The organism is Streptomyces sp. NPDC107654, assembly GCF_055639035.1.
The window spans coordinates 12,542-28,964 of the sequence record NZ_JBVKBI010000025.1 but is presented as its reverse complement, the minus strand read 5'-3'; the positions used below and the strand labels follow the sequence as shown (position 1 = coordinate 28,964).

11 protein-coding genes and 1 pseudogene are annotated in these 16,423 nt (G+C 72.6%); 6 read left to right on the top strand and 6 right to left on the bottom strand.

Annotated features, from left to right (window positions below):
• Positions 1-8: 8 nt before the first annotated feature.
• The 4 genes from ACZ7N4_RS31955 to ACZ7N4_RS31940 form a co-directional block, all read right to left on the bottom strand.
• Positions 9-2,471 carry a GcvT family protein gene (locus ACZ7N4_RS31955; RefSeq protein ID WP_471365314.1) on the bottom strand — a complete coding sequence of 821 codons (2,463 nt, stop codon included), beginning with the start codon at positions 2,469-2,471 and terminating at the stop codon, positions 9-11.
• A gap of 283 nt (positions 2,472-2,754) precedes the next feature.
• Complete coding sequence (locus tag ACZ7N4_RS31950; RefSeq protein WP_471365310.1) at positions 2,755-3,357, bottom strand: MBL fold metallo-hydrolase; 603 nt, start codon at positions 3,355-3,357, stop codon at positions 2,755-2,757.
• Positions 3,354-4,439: an S-(hydroxymethyl)mycothiol dehydrogenase gene (locus tag ACZ7N4_RS31945; protein ID WP_471365305.1), complete on the bottom strand. Its 1,086-nt coding sequence runs from the start codon at positions 4,437-4,439 to the stop codon at positions 3,354-3,356. The genes ACZ7N4_RS31950 and ACZ7N4_RS31945 overlap by 4 nt, the downstream gene beginning before the upstream one ends.
• Positions 4,440-4,746: 307 nt before the next feature.
• Complete coding sequence (locus ACZ7N4_RS31940; RefSeq protein ID WP_471365302.1) at positions 4,747-5,586, bottom strand: IclR family transcriptional regulator; 840 nt, start codon at positions 5,584-5,586, stop codon at positions 4,747-4,749.
• A gap of 300 nt (positions 5,587-5,886) precedes the next feature.
• On the opposite strand from ACZ7N4_RS31940, the gene ACZ7N4_RS31935 reads away from it, so the two are divergent.
• A complete protein-coding gene (locus ACZ7N4_RS31935; RefSeq protein ID WP_471365299.1) occupies positions 5,887-6,210 on the top strand; it encodes a bifunctional 3-phenylpropionate/cinnamic acid dioxygenase ferredoxin subunit in 324 nt (107 codons plus the stop codon).
• A 975-nt stretch (positions 6,211-7,185) separates the two neighbouring features.
• Here ACZ7N4_RS31935 and ACZ7N4_RS31930 read toward each other — a convergent pair.
• Positions 7,186-7,716 (bottom strand): hypothetical protein, encoded by a 531-nt coding sequence (locus tag ACZ7N4_RS31930; RefSeq protein WP_471365296.1) that lies wholly within the window; start codon positions 7,714-7,716, stop codon positions 7,186-7,188.
• A 419-nt stretch (positions 7,717-8,135) separates the two neighbouring features.
• On the opposite strand from ACZ7N4_RS31930, the gene ACZ7N4_RS31925 reads away from it, so the two are divergent.
• Genes ACZ7N4_RS31925 through ACZ7N4_RS31905 form a run of 5 tightly spaced genes read left to right on the top strand, consistent with a single transcriptional unit; the run spans position 8,136 to position 16,040 of the window.
• Positions 8,136-10,955: a sensor histidine kinase gene (locus ACZ7N4_RS31925; RefSeq protein ID WP_471365292.1), complete on the top strand. Its 2,820-nt coding sequence runs from the start codon at positions 8,136-8,138 to the stop codon at positions 10,953-10,955.
• Positions 10,952-11,386, top strand: coding sequence for a roadblock/LC7 domain-containing protein (locus ACZ7N4_RS31920; RefSeq protein WP_471365289.1), 435 nt, complete (start codon positions 10,952-10,954; stop codon positions 11,384-11,386). Before ACZ7N4_RS31925 ends, ACZ7N4_RS31920 begins: the two co-directional genes overlap by 4 nt.
• Before the next feature lie 9 nt (positions 11,387-11,395).
• Entirely contained in the window at positions 11,396-11,791 is a 396-nt protein-coding gene (locus ACZ7N4_RS31915) for a DUF742 domain-containing protein (RefSeq protein WP_471365286.1), read from the top strand.
• Positions 11,792-11,815: 24 nt separating this feature from the next.
• On the top strand, positions 11,816-15,454 hold the full coding sequence (locus ACZ7N4_RS31910) for a hydantoinase B/oxoprolinase family protein (protein WP_471365283.1): 3,639 nt from the start codon (positions 11,816-11,818) through the stop codon (positions 15,452-15,454).
• Positions 15,435-16,040 carry a GTP-binding protein gene (locus tag ACZ7N4_RS31905; protein WP_471365280.1) on the top strand — a complete coding sequence of 202 codons (606 nt, stop codon included), beginning with the start codon at positions 15,435-15,437 and terminating at the stop codon, positions 16,038-16,040. The genes ACZ7N4_RS31910 and ACZ7N4_RS31905 overlap by 20 nt, the downstream gene beginning before the upstream one ends.
• A 106-nt stretch (positions 16,041-16,146) precedes the next feature.
• Here ACZ7N4_RS31905 and ACZ7N4_RS31900 read toward each other — a convergent pair.
• A pseudogene (locus tag ACZ7N4_RS31900) lies at positions 16,147-16,355 on the bottom strand (glycerol kinase); the annotation flags it as partial.
• Positions 16,356-16,423: the final 68 nt, after the last annotated feature.

The window sequence follows — 16,423 nt, the reverse complement described above, 5'->3', positions numbered from 1 at the left end:
GGCGCCTCCTAGCGGCGGATACGGGTCATCTCCGGGTCGAACAGCGGCTCGTCGGCGACGGTCGCCGGAACCTTCTCGCCGAGGTACTCGATGTGCACGCCGGTACCGGTGGCGAGGCCGGCCGGCAGCCAGGCGTAGGCGACACAGCGGCCCAGCGTGTAGCCGTACGACGCGCTGGTCACGTAACCGGCCGGCGTGCCGTCGACGTACACGGGCTCCTTGCCGAGGACCACGGCGGCGGGGTCGTTCAGGAGCAGCGGGGTGAGCCGGCGTGTGGGCTCCCCGGCCCGCCGGAGCGCCTCCTTGCCGACGAAGTCCTCCTTGTCCATGCGGACGGCGAAACCGAGGCCCGCCTCGAACGGGCTGTGCTCGTCGGTCATGTCCGTGCCCCAGGCCCGGTAGCCCTTCTCCAGCCGCAGGGAGGTGAAGGCGGACCGGCCCGCGGCGACCACGCCCAGTTCCTGCCCGGCCTCCCACAGCGTGTCCCACAGCCTGAGGCCCAGGTCGGCCGTGGTGTACAGCTCCCAGCCCAGTTCGCCGACGTAGCTCAGGCGCAGCGCCGTCACCGGCACATGACCGAGGTACGTCTGCTTGGCTCGGAAGTAGCCGAAACCCTCATGGGAGAAGTCGTCGCCGGTCAGGGGCTGGACGAGGGCACGGGCGAGGGGGCCCCAGACGCCGATGCAGCAGGTACCGGAGGTGATGTCGCGGATCCGGACGCCCTCGGGCGCGTGGCGGAGGAGCCGGTCGAGGTCGGCGGGGGAGTTGGCGCCGACCTGGAAGCGGTCGGGGGCGAGGCGGGCGACGGTGAGGTCGGAACGGATGCCCCCGGTCTCGTCCAGGAGCAGGGTGTAGGTGACCGCGCCGGGCTTCCTGCGGAGGTTGTTGCTGGTCATGCGGTCGAGGAAGGCGAGGGCGCCGGGGCCGGTCACCTCCAGGCGGCGCAGCGGGGTCATGTCGTACAGGGCGACCTTCTCGCGGGTGGCCCGGGCCTCGGCGGCGGCGACGGGGGACCAGTAGCGGGCCGACCAGGCGTCGCGTCCGGGGAGGTCGCCGAGGGCGTCCACGAGCGGGGCGTTCGCCTCGTACCAGTGCGGGCGCTCCCAGCCGGTGCCCTCCAGGAAGAAGGCGCCGAGCTGCTGCTGGCGGGCGTAGAAGGGGCTCACGCGCAGGGGGCGGGGCCGCTCCATCGGCTGGAGCGGGTGGAGGACGTCGTACACCTCCACGAACTGCTGTGAACCCCGTTCACGGACGTACGACGGTGAACGCTGTGCTTCCTCGAACCGCGTGACGTCGCACTCGTGCACGTCGACGGACGGCCGTCCGTGCACCATCCACTCCGCCACCGCCCTGGCGACACCCGCGGAATGGGTCACCCAGACCGCCTCCGCCAGCCAGAAGCCCCGCGGCCGCCGTGCCTCCCCGAGCACCGGCATACCGTCCGGCGTGAAGGAGAAGACCCCGTTGAACCCGGTCTCGATCCCGGACGCGCGCAGCGCGGGCAGCAGCCGCCGGCAGTCCTCCCAGCTCGGCTCCCAGTCCTCGGCGGTGAAGGGGTACGAGGACGGCATCTCCATGTCCCGGGCGCGTGCCTGGTCGTACGCCGGCACCGCGAACGGGTCCACCGGCATCGGCCGGTGCGCGTACGAGCCGATCCCGATGCGGTCGGCGTGCTCACGGAAGTACAGGTCGCGGTCCTGGAAGCGGAGGACGGGCCGCGTGGCCTCCGCCGTGGCACCGCTCAGCTCGGGCAGCGGCCCGGTCTTCGCGTACTGGTGCGCGAGGGGCTGCAGCGGTACGTCGACGCCCGCCATGCGGCCGATCACCGGACCCCAGAACCCGGCCGCCGAGACGACGTGGTCGGCCGGGAAGGCCCCCCGGTCGGTGACGACCGCGGTGACCCGGCCGTTGTGCTGCTCGATGCCGGTGACCGTGTGCCGGTCGAGGAAACGGGCCCCGCGCGCGGTGGCGCGGTCCGTCTGGGCGCGGGCCGCGAGGAGGGCCCGGGCCAGCCCGTCGTCCGGGGTGTGGAAGCCGCCGAGGACCACCGACTCGTCCAGCAGGGGCCACAGTTCCTTGCACCGGGCCGTGCTCACGACCTCGCCGCGGACGCCCCAGGAGGCGGCGTAAGCGGCCCGGCGGTGCAGGTCCGCCAGGCGTTCGGGGGTCGTGGCCAGTTCGAGGCCGCCGACCCGGTGGAAGCAGGAGACGCCGTCGACCTCGAGGGCGCGGAACTTCTCGACGGTGTACCGGGCGAACTCGGTGAGCGTCTTGGACGGGTTGGTCTGGAAGACGAGCCCGGGGGCGTGCGAGGTGGAGCCGCCCGGGGCGGGCAGGGGGCCCTGTTCCAGGACGGTGACGTCCGTCCAGCCGCGGGCGGTCAGCTCGTCGGCGAGTGAGCAGCCGACGATGCCGGCGCCGACGATGACGACACGGGGCCCCTGGAACGGTTCTTCGGATGTGCTGGACATGCCCCTCCTTGTGGTGGCGGGGATGGCGGTTGCGCTTGGGGTGGTGAGGATGGCGGTGGGCTTGGGGTGGTGGTGATCGCCGGTGCGCTTGGCGTGGCGGGGAGGGCGCTGGGCTCGGGGCGGTGAGGATCGCCGGTGTGTTTGTGGTGGTGGTGATGGCGGGCGCGGGGGAGTCGCGCGGGCGGGGGACCGCGGCGCTCAGGCGGCGGGGGCTTCGGCCGCTCGGCGGCGATCGTCGTGTGGGGACCGTGGCCGGTGTGGACGACGGTGACACCCGGCAGCGTCAGCAGCCGGGCGTGGCGCGGAGCAAGGGCTTGATGGCCGGGCGGCCGATGGAGGAGCGGCCGGGGACGGCGAGGCCGCCGGGGAAGATGGTGTCGCCGGTGAAGACGGCGTTCAGGAGGGGCGCGTGGAGCGAGCAGCTGTCCCCGGTATGGCCCGGGATGCGGGTTGCGTGCGGCTCGGTGCCGGCCACCGTGAGGACGCGGCCGTCGGTCGGCTCGCCGTCCGGCTCACGGCGTGGGCGGGTGAGCGACCGCGGCTCGGTGTCGTCGGGGTGCAGGAGTACGGGGGCGCTGGTCGGGGCGGAGCGCGTGGGCGCCGCGTCGATGTGGTCGCCGTGGGTGTGGGGGTGGTCGTCGCGGGCGTGGGAGTGGTCGGGGGTGCCGGCGATGGCGAGGGCGGTGACACGCTGGCGTGCGGTGGTCCGGCGGCCGGCGGTGGCCCGGTGTATCGCCTCGGCGTCGTGCGCGGCGCCGACCACCAGCACCTCCGCGTCGTCGCCGGCCGGCCGGACTTTGTCGCCTACGTCGCACGTCCCACCGTCCAGGCCGAACATCCCCGAGGCCAGCCCCCACTCCACGCGTACGGCGCCGGGCACGCTCACATGACCACCACCGAGCGCAGCACCTCACCCCGGTGCATCCTGGCGAACGCCTCCTCCACCCCGTCCAGGGCGATGGTCTCGGACACGAACGCGTTGAGGTCGAGCAGGCCGTAGAGGTACTGGTCGATGAGGAACGGGAAATCCCGGCTCGGCAGACAGTCGCCGTACCAGGAGGACTTGACGGCGCCGCCGCGCGAGAAGACGTCGATCAACGGGAGTTCGACCTTCATTTCGGGTGCGGGGACACCCACCTGGACCAGCAGACCGGCGTGGTCGCGCATGTAGAAGGCCTGCAGGAACGTTTCGGGGCGGCCGACCGCGTCGATCGCGATGTCCACGCCGTGACCGTCAGTCAGCTCCCGGACCGCCTCGACGGGGTCGGTGCCCCGGGAGTTGACGGTGTGCGTGGCGCCGAACCTCTCCGCCTGGTCAAGCTTCTTGTCGTCGATGTCGACGGCGATCACCTTCATGGCGCCGTTCAGGCAGGCGCCCGCGATGGCCGCGTTACCGACGCCGCCGCAGCCGATCACGGCGACCGAGTCGCCGCGGCCGACGTTGCCGGTGTTGACCGCCGCGCCGTAACCGGCCATCACCCCGCAGCCGATGAGACCGGCCGCCTCGGGCCGAGCGGCCGGGTCGATCCTCACCGCCTGGCCGGCCGCGACCAGCGTCTTCTCGGCGAAGGCGCCGATGCCGAGGGCGTTGGTGAGCGGGGTGCCGTCCGGCAGTGTCATGGGTTGCGCGGCGTTGCGGGAGGCGAAGCAGTACCAGGGTCGGCCGCGTCGGCAGGAACGGCAGCTGCCGCACGGCGCCCGCCAGGCCAGTACGACGTAGTCGCCGGGCTTCAGATCGGTGACCCCCGGACCGACCGCCTCCACCGTGCCGGCGGCCTCGTGGCCCAGCAGGAACGGGAAGTCGTCGGTGATCGCGCCCTCGCGGTAGTGGAGATCCGTGTGGCACACCCCGCAGGCCTGCACCTGGACGAGCACCTCACCCGGGCCCGGGTCGGGGACGACGATCCCCCGCACCTCCACGGGTGCGCCCTTCTTCACAGCGACTACGGCACGGACCTCGTGTGGCACGACAGGCTCCTCTGCTGTTGCGCATTGCACGATCGGTTGCGCGATGAGGAACATATTGAGAACGGCGTCACGGGGCCGTCAAGGGGCGCGCGTTAACCCTCGGCAAAAGGAGCCCGCGCGGCGAAAGGTGTCGGACACACGGCGGCGCGGGGCCGGGAAGTCCCCGGTCCCGCGCCGCTGTTCCGCACCGTGTCCCGTGCCTGCCGTGTTCCACGCCGATGTTTTCGCGCCGTGCGAACGATGGGATCTCCTGCGGGGCGACGGTGGCGCGGACAACTGGCCCGATCCGTCCGGCCGGGCCCCTCGGTCAGAAGCCGTACCCCATCCGCCGGGACAGCTCGGCGCCCGCCGCGACCGTGCGCTTGGCCACCTCCGGAAGCCGGTCCGCGTTGAGCCGGTACACCGGTCCGGAGACGCTGATCGCCGCGATCACCTTGCCGTCGTGCGCGCGCACCGGCGCCGCGACGCCCGCGAGCCCCAGCTCAAGCTCCTCCATCGTGACGCCGTAGCCCTGCCCGACCACGGCCTCCAGCTCGGCGCGCAGCATCGTCGCGCCGGTGATCGTACGGTCCGTGAACCGTGGCAACGGTCGCGCCAGGAGACCCTCGCGCAGGGTCGGCGGCATGTGCGCGAAGAGCACCTTGCCGCTGGAGGTGGCGTGCAGCGGGGTGCGTCTGCCCAGCCAGTTCTGCGCGGTCACGGACGCGGTGCCGCGGGCCTGCATGATGTTGACCGCCGCGTCGTCGTCGAGCACGGCGATGTTCACCGTCTCGCCCAGCTCGTCGGCGACTTCCCGGCAGATCGGGACGCCCTCCTGGGAGATGTCCAGACGCACTGCCGCCGCCCCCGCCAGGCGCAGTACGCCGGCCCCCAGGTAGTACTTCCCGCGGTCCTTGGCCTGGGCCACCAGGCCGCGGTTCTCCAGGACGCCGAGCAGCCGGAACGCCGTGGACTTGTGCACGTCCAGCTCCTCGGCGATCTCGGTGACGCCCGCCTCGCCGTGCCGGGCGAGGATCTCCAGCACGCTCACGGCGCGGTCCACCGACTGCACCGCACTCGCCGTTCCGCGGCCGCTCTGTCTCTCCGGGGCCCCTGGGTTCGCCGTGGTCTCCTCGCCGCGGTCAGCCTGCTTGTGCGTGCGGGTCATGGCTCAACTCCCACCACCTGACGGCCGCGTTCGGGCCGCATCTGCGGGAAGCCCTTGACGCGACGGTCGTCCCGCACGGATTCTGTTGCGCATAGCGCTGGATTGTGCGCCATGCGAAACATCATGTTACCGAAGCGTCCGGATCCCGGAAGGGCGCCGGACCACCCGGACCGATGACGGTCCGTCACTCCCTTGCCGCTTCCCCGGGCCGGCCCGACGTCGGGCGGGCTCCCGGCGGCATCCCTGACGCCTGCACCGAGCAGGTCCCGGACCGAGTGTCCCGGACCGAGAGGGGGGACCGTGATTCCCGTCTGCCGCCTCGAAGACCTCCCCGAAGGCGAGTCCGTCCGCGTCGCGACCACGCCGCCGATCGCCGTGTTCCGCACCGAGGACGACGAGTTCTACGCCATCGACGACACCTGCACCCACCAGGACGCCTCCCTCTCGGAGGGCTGGCTGGAGGGCTGCCTGATCGAGTGCCCGCTGCACGCGGCCTCCTTCGACCTGCGCACCGGCGAACCGACCTGTCTGCCGGCCCGGCGCCCCGTGCGCACCCACCGCGTCACCGTGGAGGACGGTGTCGTCCACGTCCACCTCGGCGCCGAGGAGGGCACGGCCGCCTGACCACCACCGGCACCGCCGCCCCGCCCCAGTCGGCACCGGCCGTCCACCCGGTGCGCCACCGGCCCGTCACCGCCACCGCCCGGCGCCCGACACCACCGACGTCTCAGAGGCCTCCTCCGTCCCGGACGCCGCTGCTGTCACCGCCGGACGAACGCGTGCCCGCCGACGTGGTGATCGTCGGCATCGGTGCCGTCCCCGACACGGCCTGGCCGGCCGGCCCGGCACTCTCACCGCATGACGGCGTGCTGTGCGACGAGAGGCGAGTCACCGCCTGACGCGGGTCGTCGCGGTCGGCGACGGAGCCCGCGACGGAGGCACCCGGACCGAGCACTGGTCCTCCGCCACCGAGCAACCCCGCGTCGCGTCGACCAACCTGCTCGCCGCCCACACCCTGCCATCGCCCGCACGGTGCCGTACTTCCGGTCCGACCAGTACGGCTTCCGGATCCAGTTCGCCGGCCGGTACCGCGAGGGGCGATGCCGTCCACGTCACCGAGGGCGAGAACACCGACGGCGGCCTGCCCGGTCCCTCCGGATGCCTCACCCGTTGTGAACGGGACGGCCGCACCGTCGCCGTACTCGGAGTGAACCGGCCCCGCGCGATCACGCGGGCCCGTCGTGAACTCCAGCGGGCGGAAAGACAGCGGGACAACGGGCGGACAGCGGTGCCGACGGATGCGGTGACGCAGGCGGGTCCAGTGGCGTGGACAGACCTCGTCGCTTCGCGGGACCGGGTGACATCGGCGCATACGGTCGCTGCACCGGATCCCGTCGCGCCGGCGGATCCGATCGCGCCGGCTGCACTGCGCCACGCCCCAGGATCGGCCGACGGAGGCTTGAACGGGCCGTCCGGAGCACGAGCCCCGGCTGTGCGGGACCCGAGCCCCGGCCGACGGCGGTTCGAGAACCGGCCGTCAGCCTAGGCTGCCGGCAGCACGATCCCGGCCGTAGGAGCCCCGAGCCCCTGCCGAAAGGATCAGGGGTGCGACAGCTGTCCTGCGCCGGCCCTGCGGCGTATCCGCTCCTGCTCCCGCAGGCTCACCCGCTCCTGGCGCCGGCGGGCCCGGCGCTCCCGTCGGAGGGACCGAGCCGTGCTGCTCGGTTCGGAGACCACGCCGTACCGCTGGCTCCACACCTGGCGGGTCACCCACACGTCGACCACGGCCCAGGTGGCCGCCACCGTGCTCGCCACGCTGCTGATCACCATGGGGAAGGCCAGCCAGGATCCCGCCAGCGTGCACAGGAACGCCACCATCGCCTGGACCAGCGTCACCGCTGTGACGAGGACCGCCCGCACCGCCGCCGTACGCACCGGATCGGGCATCGGGTGCCGACGTGCGGGCTCCTCCACCCACAACGCCCGGTGCCCCTGCGATCGTTCGCCGTCGGAGTCTTCGGCGCGCACTCGCGCCGGTATGCCGCGATCCGGGGCCCCCTGGCCCCGCCCCGCCTGCGAGCGTTCCGCCACGCTCTCCTCGGGCGCCCTGCGCCGCTCCGCCGTGCCCATCACCGTGTCACTCCCCACCGCCGGCAGACCGCTCGCCCCGGCATCCGAAGACCCCGACTCCCCAGTGGCTGCCCGGCTTGCGCTGCTTTACGCCGCCGGAGTGCGGGATACGGCTCCTGTGGCCCATTCCGCCCCCATCTCCCATAGAGAAGGACGAACGAGACCCCGCAAAGATTCCCGGCCGACGAAGAATTCCGGCCAACCACCTGTCCGTGAGCCCGCCGTCGGGCCGGGGACGGGTGCGGGATCGCGGTGACAATCTCCCCCAATGCCCGGACAACTCGTCATCTCCCGCCTCAGTTGCGGAACTTCATCCTCCGGACATGTCTTCGAGTTAACCGTGAGGCGGTAGTAGGCTCGCGCCGTTTGTAGACGGACATGAGCACCCCCGGCCGGCGGGGGTCGAGCTGGGGGAGGCCATGCGCTTTCGCGGGAAGTCGATCCGCCGGAAGATCGTGGCGCTGCTTCTCGTGCCGCTGGTGTCCCTGACCGCCATCTGGGGCTTCGCCACGGTGCTCACGGGGCGCGAAGTCGCCCGGCTGTTCCATGTGACCGACGTCGTCGAGCGGATCGGCTACCCCGCCGAGGACACCGCCCGCGTCCTGGAGCAGGAGCGTCGTCAGACCCTCGTCTACCTCGCCGACGCGCGTGCCTCGGACGCGCTGTCGGGACTGCACCGCACCCGCGCGGCCACCGACCGGACGATCGGCACCTTCCGCGGGAACGCCCAGGACCATGACCTCAGGGACGGCCTGGACACGGACGACGGCGAGCGGCTCACCGCCGTCCTGGACGCTCTCAAGGGCCTCGACTCGTTGCGCCGCGGCGTCGAGGACGGAACCGTCACCCGCGCCCAGGCGCTCACGCTCTACAACCGCCTGGTGGATCCCTGTTACGCGCTCCTCGCGTCCCTCGACGGCATCGACGACGTCGAGGTCGACAAGCAGGCCCGCGCCCTGGTCAACATCACCCGCGCCCGCGAGCTGCTCTCCCGCGAGGACGCCCTGCTCGGCTCGTCCCTGGTCGTCGGCCGGCTCACCCGCGCCGAGTCCCGTGAGATCTCCGACCTCGTCGCCCAGCGCACCCTTCTGTACGACATCAGCCTGCCGCTGCTGCCCGCCGCCGAGCGCGAACGTTACGAACGCTTCTGGAGCAACGCCACCACAGCCCCGCTGCGCGCGGCCGAGCGGACCGTCATCGGCATGGACTCCGGCACCACCCCCGGCAGTGTCACGGCGAAGAGCTGGGACTCCGCCGCGGCCACCGTCCTGAAAGAACTGGGCACCCTGGACGACGGGGTGGGAGACCGCTTCCAGGACCGTATGCGTCCCGTCGCCGTGGAGGTCATCGCGGAGGCGGCCATCGCGGGCGTCCTCGGACTCGTCGCCCTCCTGTTCTCCGTCTTCCTGTCCATACGGGTCGGCCGCGCCCTCGTCCGGGACCTGCGCCAGCTGCGCCTGGAGGCGCACGAGGCGTCCGGTGTCCGGCTGCCCAGCGTGATGCGCCGGCTGTCCGCGGGGGAACAGGTCGACGTCGAGACCGAGGTGCCCCGCCTGGAGTACGACAAGACCGAGATCGGCGAGGTCGGGCAGGCCCTCAACACCCTGCAGCGCGCGGCGGTCGAGGCCGCCGTCAAACAGGCCGAGCTGCGCGCCGGTGTCTCCGAGGTCTTCGTCAATCTCGCCCGCCGCAGCCAGGTGCTGCTGCACAAGCAGCTGACGCTCCTCGACAGCATGGAGCGCCGCACCGAGGACACCGACGAACTCGCCGACCTGTTCCGTCTGGACCACCTCACCACCCGGATGCGCCGGCACGCCGAGGGCCTGGTGATCCTCTCCGGTGCGGCGCCCTCCCGTCAGTGGCGCCGGCCCGTGCAGCTGATGGACGTCGTCCGCGCCGCGGTCGCCGAGGTCGAGGACTACGAGCGCATCGAGGTCCGGCGCCTGCCGCGGGTCGCCGTCACCGGCCCCGCCGTCGCCGACCTCACCCACCTCGTGGCCGAACTGCTGGAGAACGCCACCGTCTTCTCACCCCCGCACACCGCCGTCCAGGTCGTCGGCGAGCGGGTCGCCAACGGCTTCACCCTGGAGATCCACGACCGGGGTCTCGGTATGACGGCCGAGGCCCTTCTGGACGCCAATCTGCGTCTCGCCGAGACCCCCGAGTTCGAACTCTCCGACACCGACCGGCTCGGCCTGTTCGTGGTCAGCCGCCTCGCCCAGCGCCAGAACGTCCGGGTCTCCCTGCAGCCGTCGCCGTACGGCGGCACCACCGCGGTGGTGTTCATCCCCGACGCCCTGCTGAGCGACGACGTCCCGGACACCAACGGCATCGGTTTCCGGCTCGACCGGGACCGTCCGGCGAAGGACACCGAGCAGGCGCTGAGCCGTACCGCCGGGCGGTCCCCGGCGCCGCTGCAACTGCCCGGCCTGCCGACCTCCCTGCTGGACGGACCGGTCGAGCTGGAGGCACCTGTCGATCTCGACGCGCTGGACGGCTTCCCCGGTGCCATCCCGGACGAGGACAGCGAGCGCGGCGGCCTGTTCCGCCCCCGCCGGTCCCGCCCGGGCGGCGACGAGCAGCAGGCCGACCCCTCCCTCGACGCCACCGGCGACCACGGACCCATACCCCTGCCGCGACGGCAGACCCCCAAGCTCGTCAGCTCGCACGGCAAACCCGTCGGCGATCAGCGGCCCCGCCGCGGTGACCCGGACCCCGGGCCCTCCGCCGGTGCGCGCCGCTCCGACACGGGCGGCCTGGCCCCGCTGCCCGCCCGTCGCCGCGGTACCGCCTCACGGCGCCCCGCCGTTCCCACCGACCGGCCGGAGGGCCGCTCCGCGACCCCGGCCGAGGGCACGGGCACGACGTCCGAGGCTCCGGCACTGCCCCGGCGCACCCGGACCGGGACGCCCGGCACCGGCGACCCGGCGGACACGGCACCGCCCCGCAGGGGCTCGGCCGCACCCGCCGGCGACACGGGCCGCGAACCGGGCGCCGAACCCGGCGTCGGAGCGCTGCCCCGCCGCGTACGCCAGGCGAGCCTGGCCCCCCAGCTCAAGCGCGACACCGAACGGCGCGCCGAGAACGCGGCGCCGCCCGCCGACCGCGACGCCGACGAGGTCCGCAGCCGGATGGCCTCGCTCCAGCGGGGCTGGCAGCGCGGCCGGGAGGAGAACGCCACGGGCGACGGGGCCCGGAACGGCACAGCACAAGGAACGACTAAGGGGGACGGTCGATGACCGCACCGAAGGCGACCGGCCACACGGCAACCGGCAAGGGGGAGCTGAACTGGCTCCTGGACGACCTGGTCGACCGGGTCGCCAGCATCCGCAAGGCCGTCATTCTGTCCGGCGACGGACTGCCGACCGGGGTCTCCAAGGACCTGACCAGGGAGGACAGCGAGCATCTGGCCGCCGTGGCGTCCGGCTTCCACAGCCTGGCCAAGGGCGTGGGCCGCCACTTCGAGGCGGGCAGCGTCCGGCAGACGGTGGTCGAGCTGGACGACGCCTTCCTCTTCGTCACCGCCGCCGGGGACGGCAGCTGCCTCGCCGTCCTCTCGGACGCGGACTCGGACATCGGACAGGTCGCCTACGAGATGACGCTCCTGGTCAAGCGGGTCGGCGTGCATCTGGGTACGGCCCCGCGCACCGACCTGTCCGCAGGCGGGTAGTGGGATGGCATGAGCGCAGACGGTCAGGGAAGAAACCACTGGTTCGACGACGAGGCCGGGCCGGTCGTCCGTCCGTACGCCATGACGCGCGGCCGCACCACCAGTGCGGCCCAGCACCGCCTCGACCTGATCGCCGTGGTGGTCGCGGAGCCCGACACCGGCGATCCGGAGTCGGACCCGACGCTGTCCCCCGAACACGTGGAGATCGTCGGACTCTGCCGGGACACACCGCAGTCGGTCGCCGAACTCGCCGCGGAACTCGATCTGCCCATCGGTGTCGTCCGCGTCCTCATCGGGGACCTGGTGCACGCGGAACTCGTCCATGTGAACCGCCCGGTCCCCCCGGCCGAGCTGCCGGACGAGAGTATTCTGCGCGACGTGATCAACGGCCTCCGGGCGCTGTGACCGGCGCGGAAGCGGGGTAGCGACGTGACTGGCTGGCAGTTCTGGGTCGACCGAGGCGGCACCTTCACCGACATCGTCGCGCGCCGCCCGGACGGCCGCCTGCTCACGCACAAACTGCTGTCCGACAACCCGGCCCGGTACGCCGACGCGGCCGTGGCCGGCGTGCGGGCGCTCCTCGGCGATGCCCCGGAGCCGGTCGAAACCGTCCGCATGGGCACCACGGTCGCCACCAACGCCCTGCTGGAACGCAAGGGCGAACGCACCCTCCTCGTCGTCACCCGAGGCTTCCGCGACGCCCTGCGCATCGCCTACCAGAACCGCCCCCGCATCTTCGCCCGCCGCATCGAGCTGCCCGAGCTGCTCCACGAACGGGTCGTGGAGGTCGACGAGCGCGTCGCCGCCGACGGCGCCGTCCTGCGCGCCCCCGATCTGGACGCACTGGCCGGCCCGCTCCGCGAGGCCTACGCCGACGGGATCCGCGCGATCGCCGTCGTCTGCCTGCACAGCCACCTCCACCCCGGCCACGAACGCGCCGTCGGTGAACTCGCCGCCCGCGTCGGTTTCCCGCAGATCTCGCTGTCCAGCGAGGTCAGCCCGCTGATGAAGCTCGTCCCACGCGGGGACACCGCCGTCGTGGACGCCTACCTCTCGCCCGTGCTGCGCCGCTACGTGCGACACATCGCCGACGAACTGCGTGGCGTACGGCTGATGTTCATGCAGTCCAACGGCGGACTGACGGAGGCCGGGCAGTTCCGCGGCAAGGACGCCGTCCTCTCCGGACCGGCCGGCGGCATCGTCGGCATGGCCCGCATGTCGCAGCGGGCCGGTTTCGACCGCGTCATCGGCTTCGACATGGGCGGCACCTCCACCGACGTCTCGCACTTCGCCGGCGAGTACGAGCGGGTCTTCACCACCCAGATCGCGGGCGTCCGGCTGCGCGCCCCCATGCTCGACATCCACACCGTCGCCGCGGGCGGCGGCTCCGTCCTGCACTTCGACGGCTCCCGCTACCGGGTGGGCCCCGACTCGGCCGGCGCCGACCCCGGCCCCGCCTGCTACCGCGCGGGCGGCCCGCTCACCGTCACCGACGCCAACCTGATGCTCGGCCGCATCCAGCCCGCCCACTTTCCCGCCGTGTTCGGGCCCGACGGCGACCAGCCGCTGGACGCCGTCCTCGTCCGTGACCGCTTCACCGCCCTCGCGCGCCAGATCCACGAACGCACCGGTGACGACCGCACCCCGGAGCAGGTGGCCGAGGGCTACCTGCGGATCGCCGTCGCCAACATCGCCAACGCCGTGAAACGGATCTCCGTCCAGAAGGGCCACGACGTCACCCGCTACGCCCTGACCACCTTCGGCGGCGCCGGGGGCCAGCACGCGTGCCGGGTCGCCGAGTCGCTCGGGATCCGCACCGTCCTCGTACCCCCCATGGCCGGTCTGCTCTCCGCACTCGGTATCGGCCTCGCCGACACCACGGCCATGCGCGAACAGTCCGTGGAAGCGCACCTGGAAGCCGCCGCCATGCCCGGTATCCGTAAGACGGCCGACGACCTGGAGGCCGCCGCACGCGCCGAACTCGTCACCGAGGACGTCCCGGAGGACCGCATCCAGGTCACGCGCCGCGCCCAGCTCCGCTACGACGGCACCGACACCACCCTCACCGTCGAGCTGGCCGACCCCGACGCCATGAGGCACGCCTTCGAGGAACGTCATCGCGCCACGTACTCCTTCACCCTCGACCGCCCGGTCGTCGTGGAAGCCCTCTCCGTCGAAGCCACCGGCCTCACCGCACCCCCCGATCTCTCCGCCCTCGCCCCGTACGAGGGCCGCTCCCGAGCGCCCGGCACCGTCCGTCTCCACACCGGCGGCGCCTGGCGCGACGTGCCCCTCCACCGCCGGGAGGCCCTCCCTCCCGGCGAGACCGTCACCGGACCCGCGATCATCGCGGAGTCCGGCGCCACGACCGTCGTGGACGACGGCTGGCGGGCCGCCGCGACCGATGACGGGCATCTGCTCATGGAACGCACGGTGGTCACGGAGCGTTCCGATCTCGACACGGAATCCGATCCGGTTCTCCTTGAGGTCTTCAACAACCTCTTCATGTCGATCGCCGAGCAGATGGGCGCCCGGCTGGAGTCCACGGCCCAGTCCGTCAACATCAAGGAGCGGCTGGACTTCTCCTGCGCCCTGTTCGACCCGGACGGGAACCTGGTGGCCAACGCCCCCCACATCCCCGTCCACCTGGGCTCCATGGGCACCAGCGTCAAAGAGGTGATCCGCCGCCGCGGCTCCGCCATGCGCCCAGGCGACGCCTACGCCGTCAACGACCCGTACCACGGCGGCACGCATCTGCCGGACGTCACCGTGATCACCCCCGTCTTCGACACCGACCGGGCCTCGCAGACGCAGAGTGAGCCGCGGATCCTCTTCTACGTCGCCTCACGCGGCCACCACGCGGAGATCGGCGGTATCGCCCCGGGCTCCATGCCGGCCCACAGCCGCACCATCGAGGAGGAGGGCGTCCTCTTCGACGACTGGCTCCTCGCCGAGAACGGCCGCTTCCGTGAGGAGGAGACCCACCGCCTGCTCACAGAGGCGCCGTACCCGTCCCGCAACCCGCGCACCAACCTGGCCGACCTGCGCGCGCAGATCGCCGCCAACCAGAAGGGCGTCGACGAGGTCCGCCGCATGATCGGGGAGTTCGGCCTCGACGTCGTCCAGGCCTACATGCGGCACGTCCAGGACAACGCCGAGGAGGCCGTGCGCCGCGTCATCGACGCCCTCGACGACGGCGAGTACGCCTACGAGACCGACTCCGGCGCCGTCATCCGGGTCCGGGTCCGCGTCGACCGCGCCGAACGCCGGGCGACCATCGACTTCACCGGCACCTCCGCACAGCTCGCCACCAACTTCAACGCGCCCCTCGCGGTCGTCGACGCGGCCGTCCTGTACGTCTTCCGCACCCTGGTCGCCGACGACATCCCGCTCAACGACGGATGCCTGCGCCCCCTGGACATCGTCGTGCCGCCCGGCTCCCTGCTCGCTCCGGAACCGCCCGCCGCCGTCGTGGCGGGCAACGTGGAGACCTCGCAGGCCATCACGGGCGCCCTCTACGCCGCGCTCCGCGTCCAGGCCGAGGGCTCCGGCACCATGAACAACGTCACCTTCGGCAACGACCGGCACCAGTACTACGAAACCGTCGCCTCCGGGTCCGGCGCCGGAGACGGTTTCCCCGGCGCCGACGTGGTCCAGACCCACATGACCAACTCCCGCCTCACCGACCCGGAGGTCCTGGAGTGGCGGTTGCCGGTCCGCCTGGAGGAGTTCGCCGTCCGCCGCGGCAGCGGCGGCGCCGGACGGTGGCGCGGCGGCGACGGTGCCGTCCGCCGCATCCGGTTCCTCGAACCGATGACCGTCTCCACGCTCTCCCAGCACCGCCGCGTCCCCCCGTACGGCATGGCCGGCGGCGCCCCCGGAACGCTCGGCGCCAGCCGGGTGGAGCGAGCCGACGGCACGGTCACCGACCTCGGCGGCAGCGGTTCGGCCGACGTAGGCCCCGGCGACGTACTCGTCATCGAAACCCCTGGTGGCGGCGGCTACGGCCGACCGTCGCCCGACCCCCGTCAAGCAGGAGAAGAAACCGATGATCCTCGGGCGCTCTGAACGCGGCAAGCCCCCGGTCGAGCCCGTCACCCTCAAGATCCTCGTGGCCGGTGGTTTCGGCGTGGGCAAGACCACCCTCGTCGGCGCGGTCAGTGAGATCAGGCCGCTGCGTACCGAGGAACTGCTCACCGAGGCCGGGCGGCCCGTCGACGACATCAGCGGTGTGGAGGGCAAGCACACCACCACGGTGGCCATGGACTTCGGCCGCATCACCGTCCGCGAGGACCTGGTGCTCTACCTCTTCGGGACGCCCGGGCAGGAGCGGTTCTGGTTCATGTGGGACGAACTGTCCGAGGGCGCGCTCGGTGCCGTCGTCCTCGCCGACACCCGGCGCCTGGAGGACTGCTTCGCCGCCGTCGACTACTTCGAGCGCCGGTCCATACCCTTCCTCGTCGCCGTCAACTGCTTCGAGGGAGCGGCCCGGTACCCCGCCGAGTCCATTCGCCAGGCGCTCGACCTGGACGACGACGCGCCCGTCCTGCTGTGCGACGCGCGCGACCGGGAGTCGGTCAAGGAGGTGCTCATCGGACTCGTCCGGCACGCGATGGAGTACGCGGCCGACCACCGCCAGGCCGTGCCCGGCTGATCGGCACGCACGGCCCGTACCCCGCCGACCGGGGTGTACGGGCCGTCGTGGTCCTGTGCGAAGCGCCCACGCGCGCGTGGGCGGACTTCCACGCCTCCGCGTGCCCGTCCTCCGTCGGCCACCCCACGCTCTTGTCCACCGCCCTGCGCCAGTCGCGGTACTCGCGGTCGTGGACCGACTCCTCCATCGCGGGCGGCTACTCGGCGTCCTGACGCCGGTCCGACGTCAGCCGACCAGGCCGTTCCACACACCCGTGGCCAGACCGGCCCGGTACGCGGCGCCCGGGCAGGTCGTCTCCGACACGCGGGGCCGGATCCGGGCGGCAAGGTCGCCGGCAGCGACGCTGACACGGAGGCTCTCCGGGGCTCGGCCGTGCCGGTTCG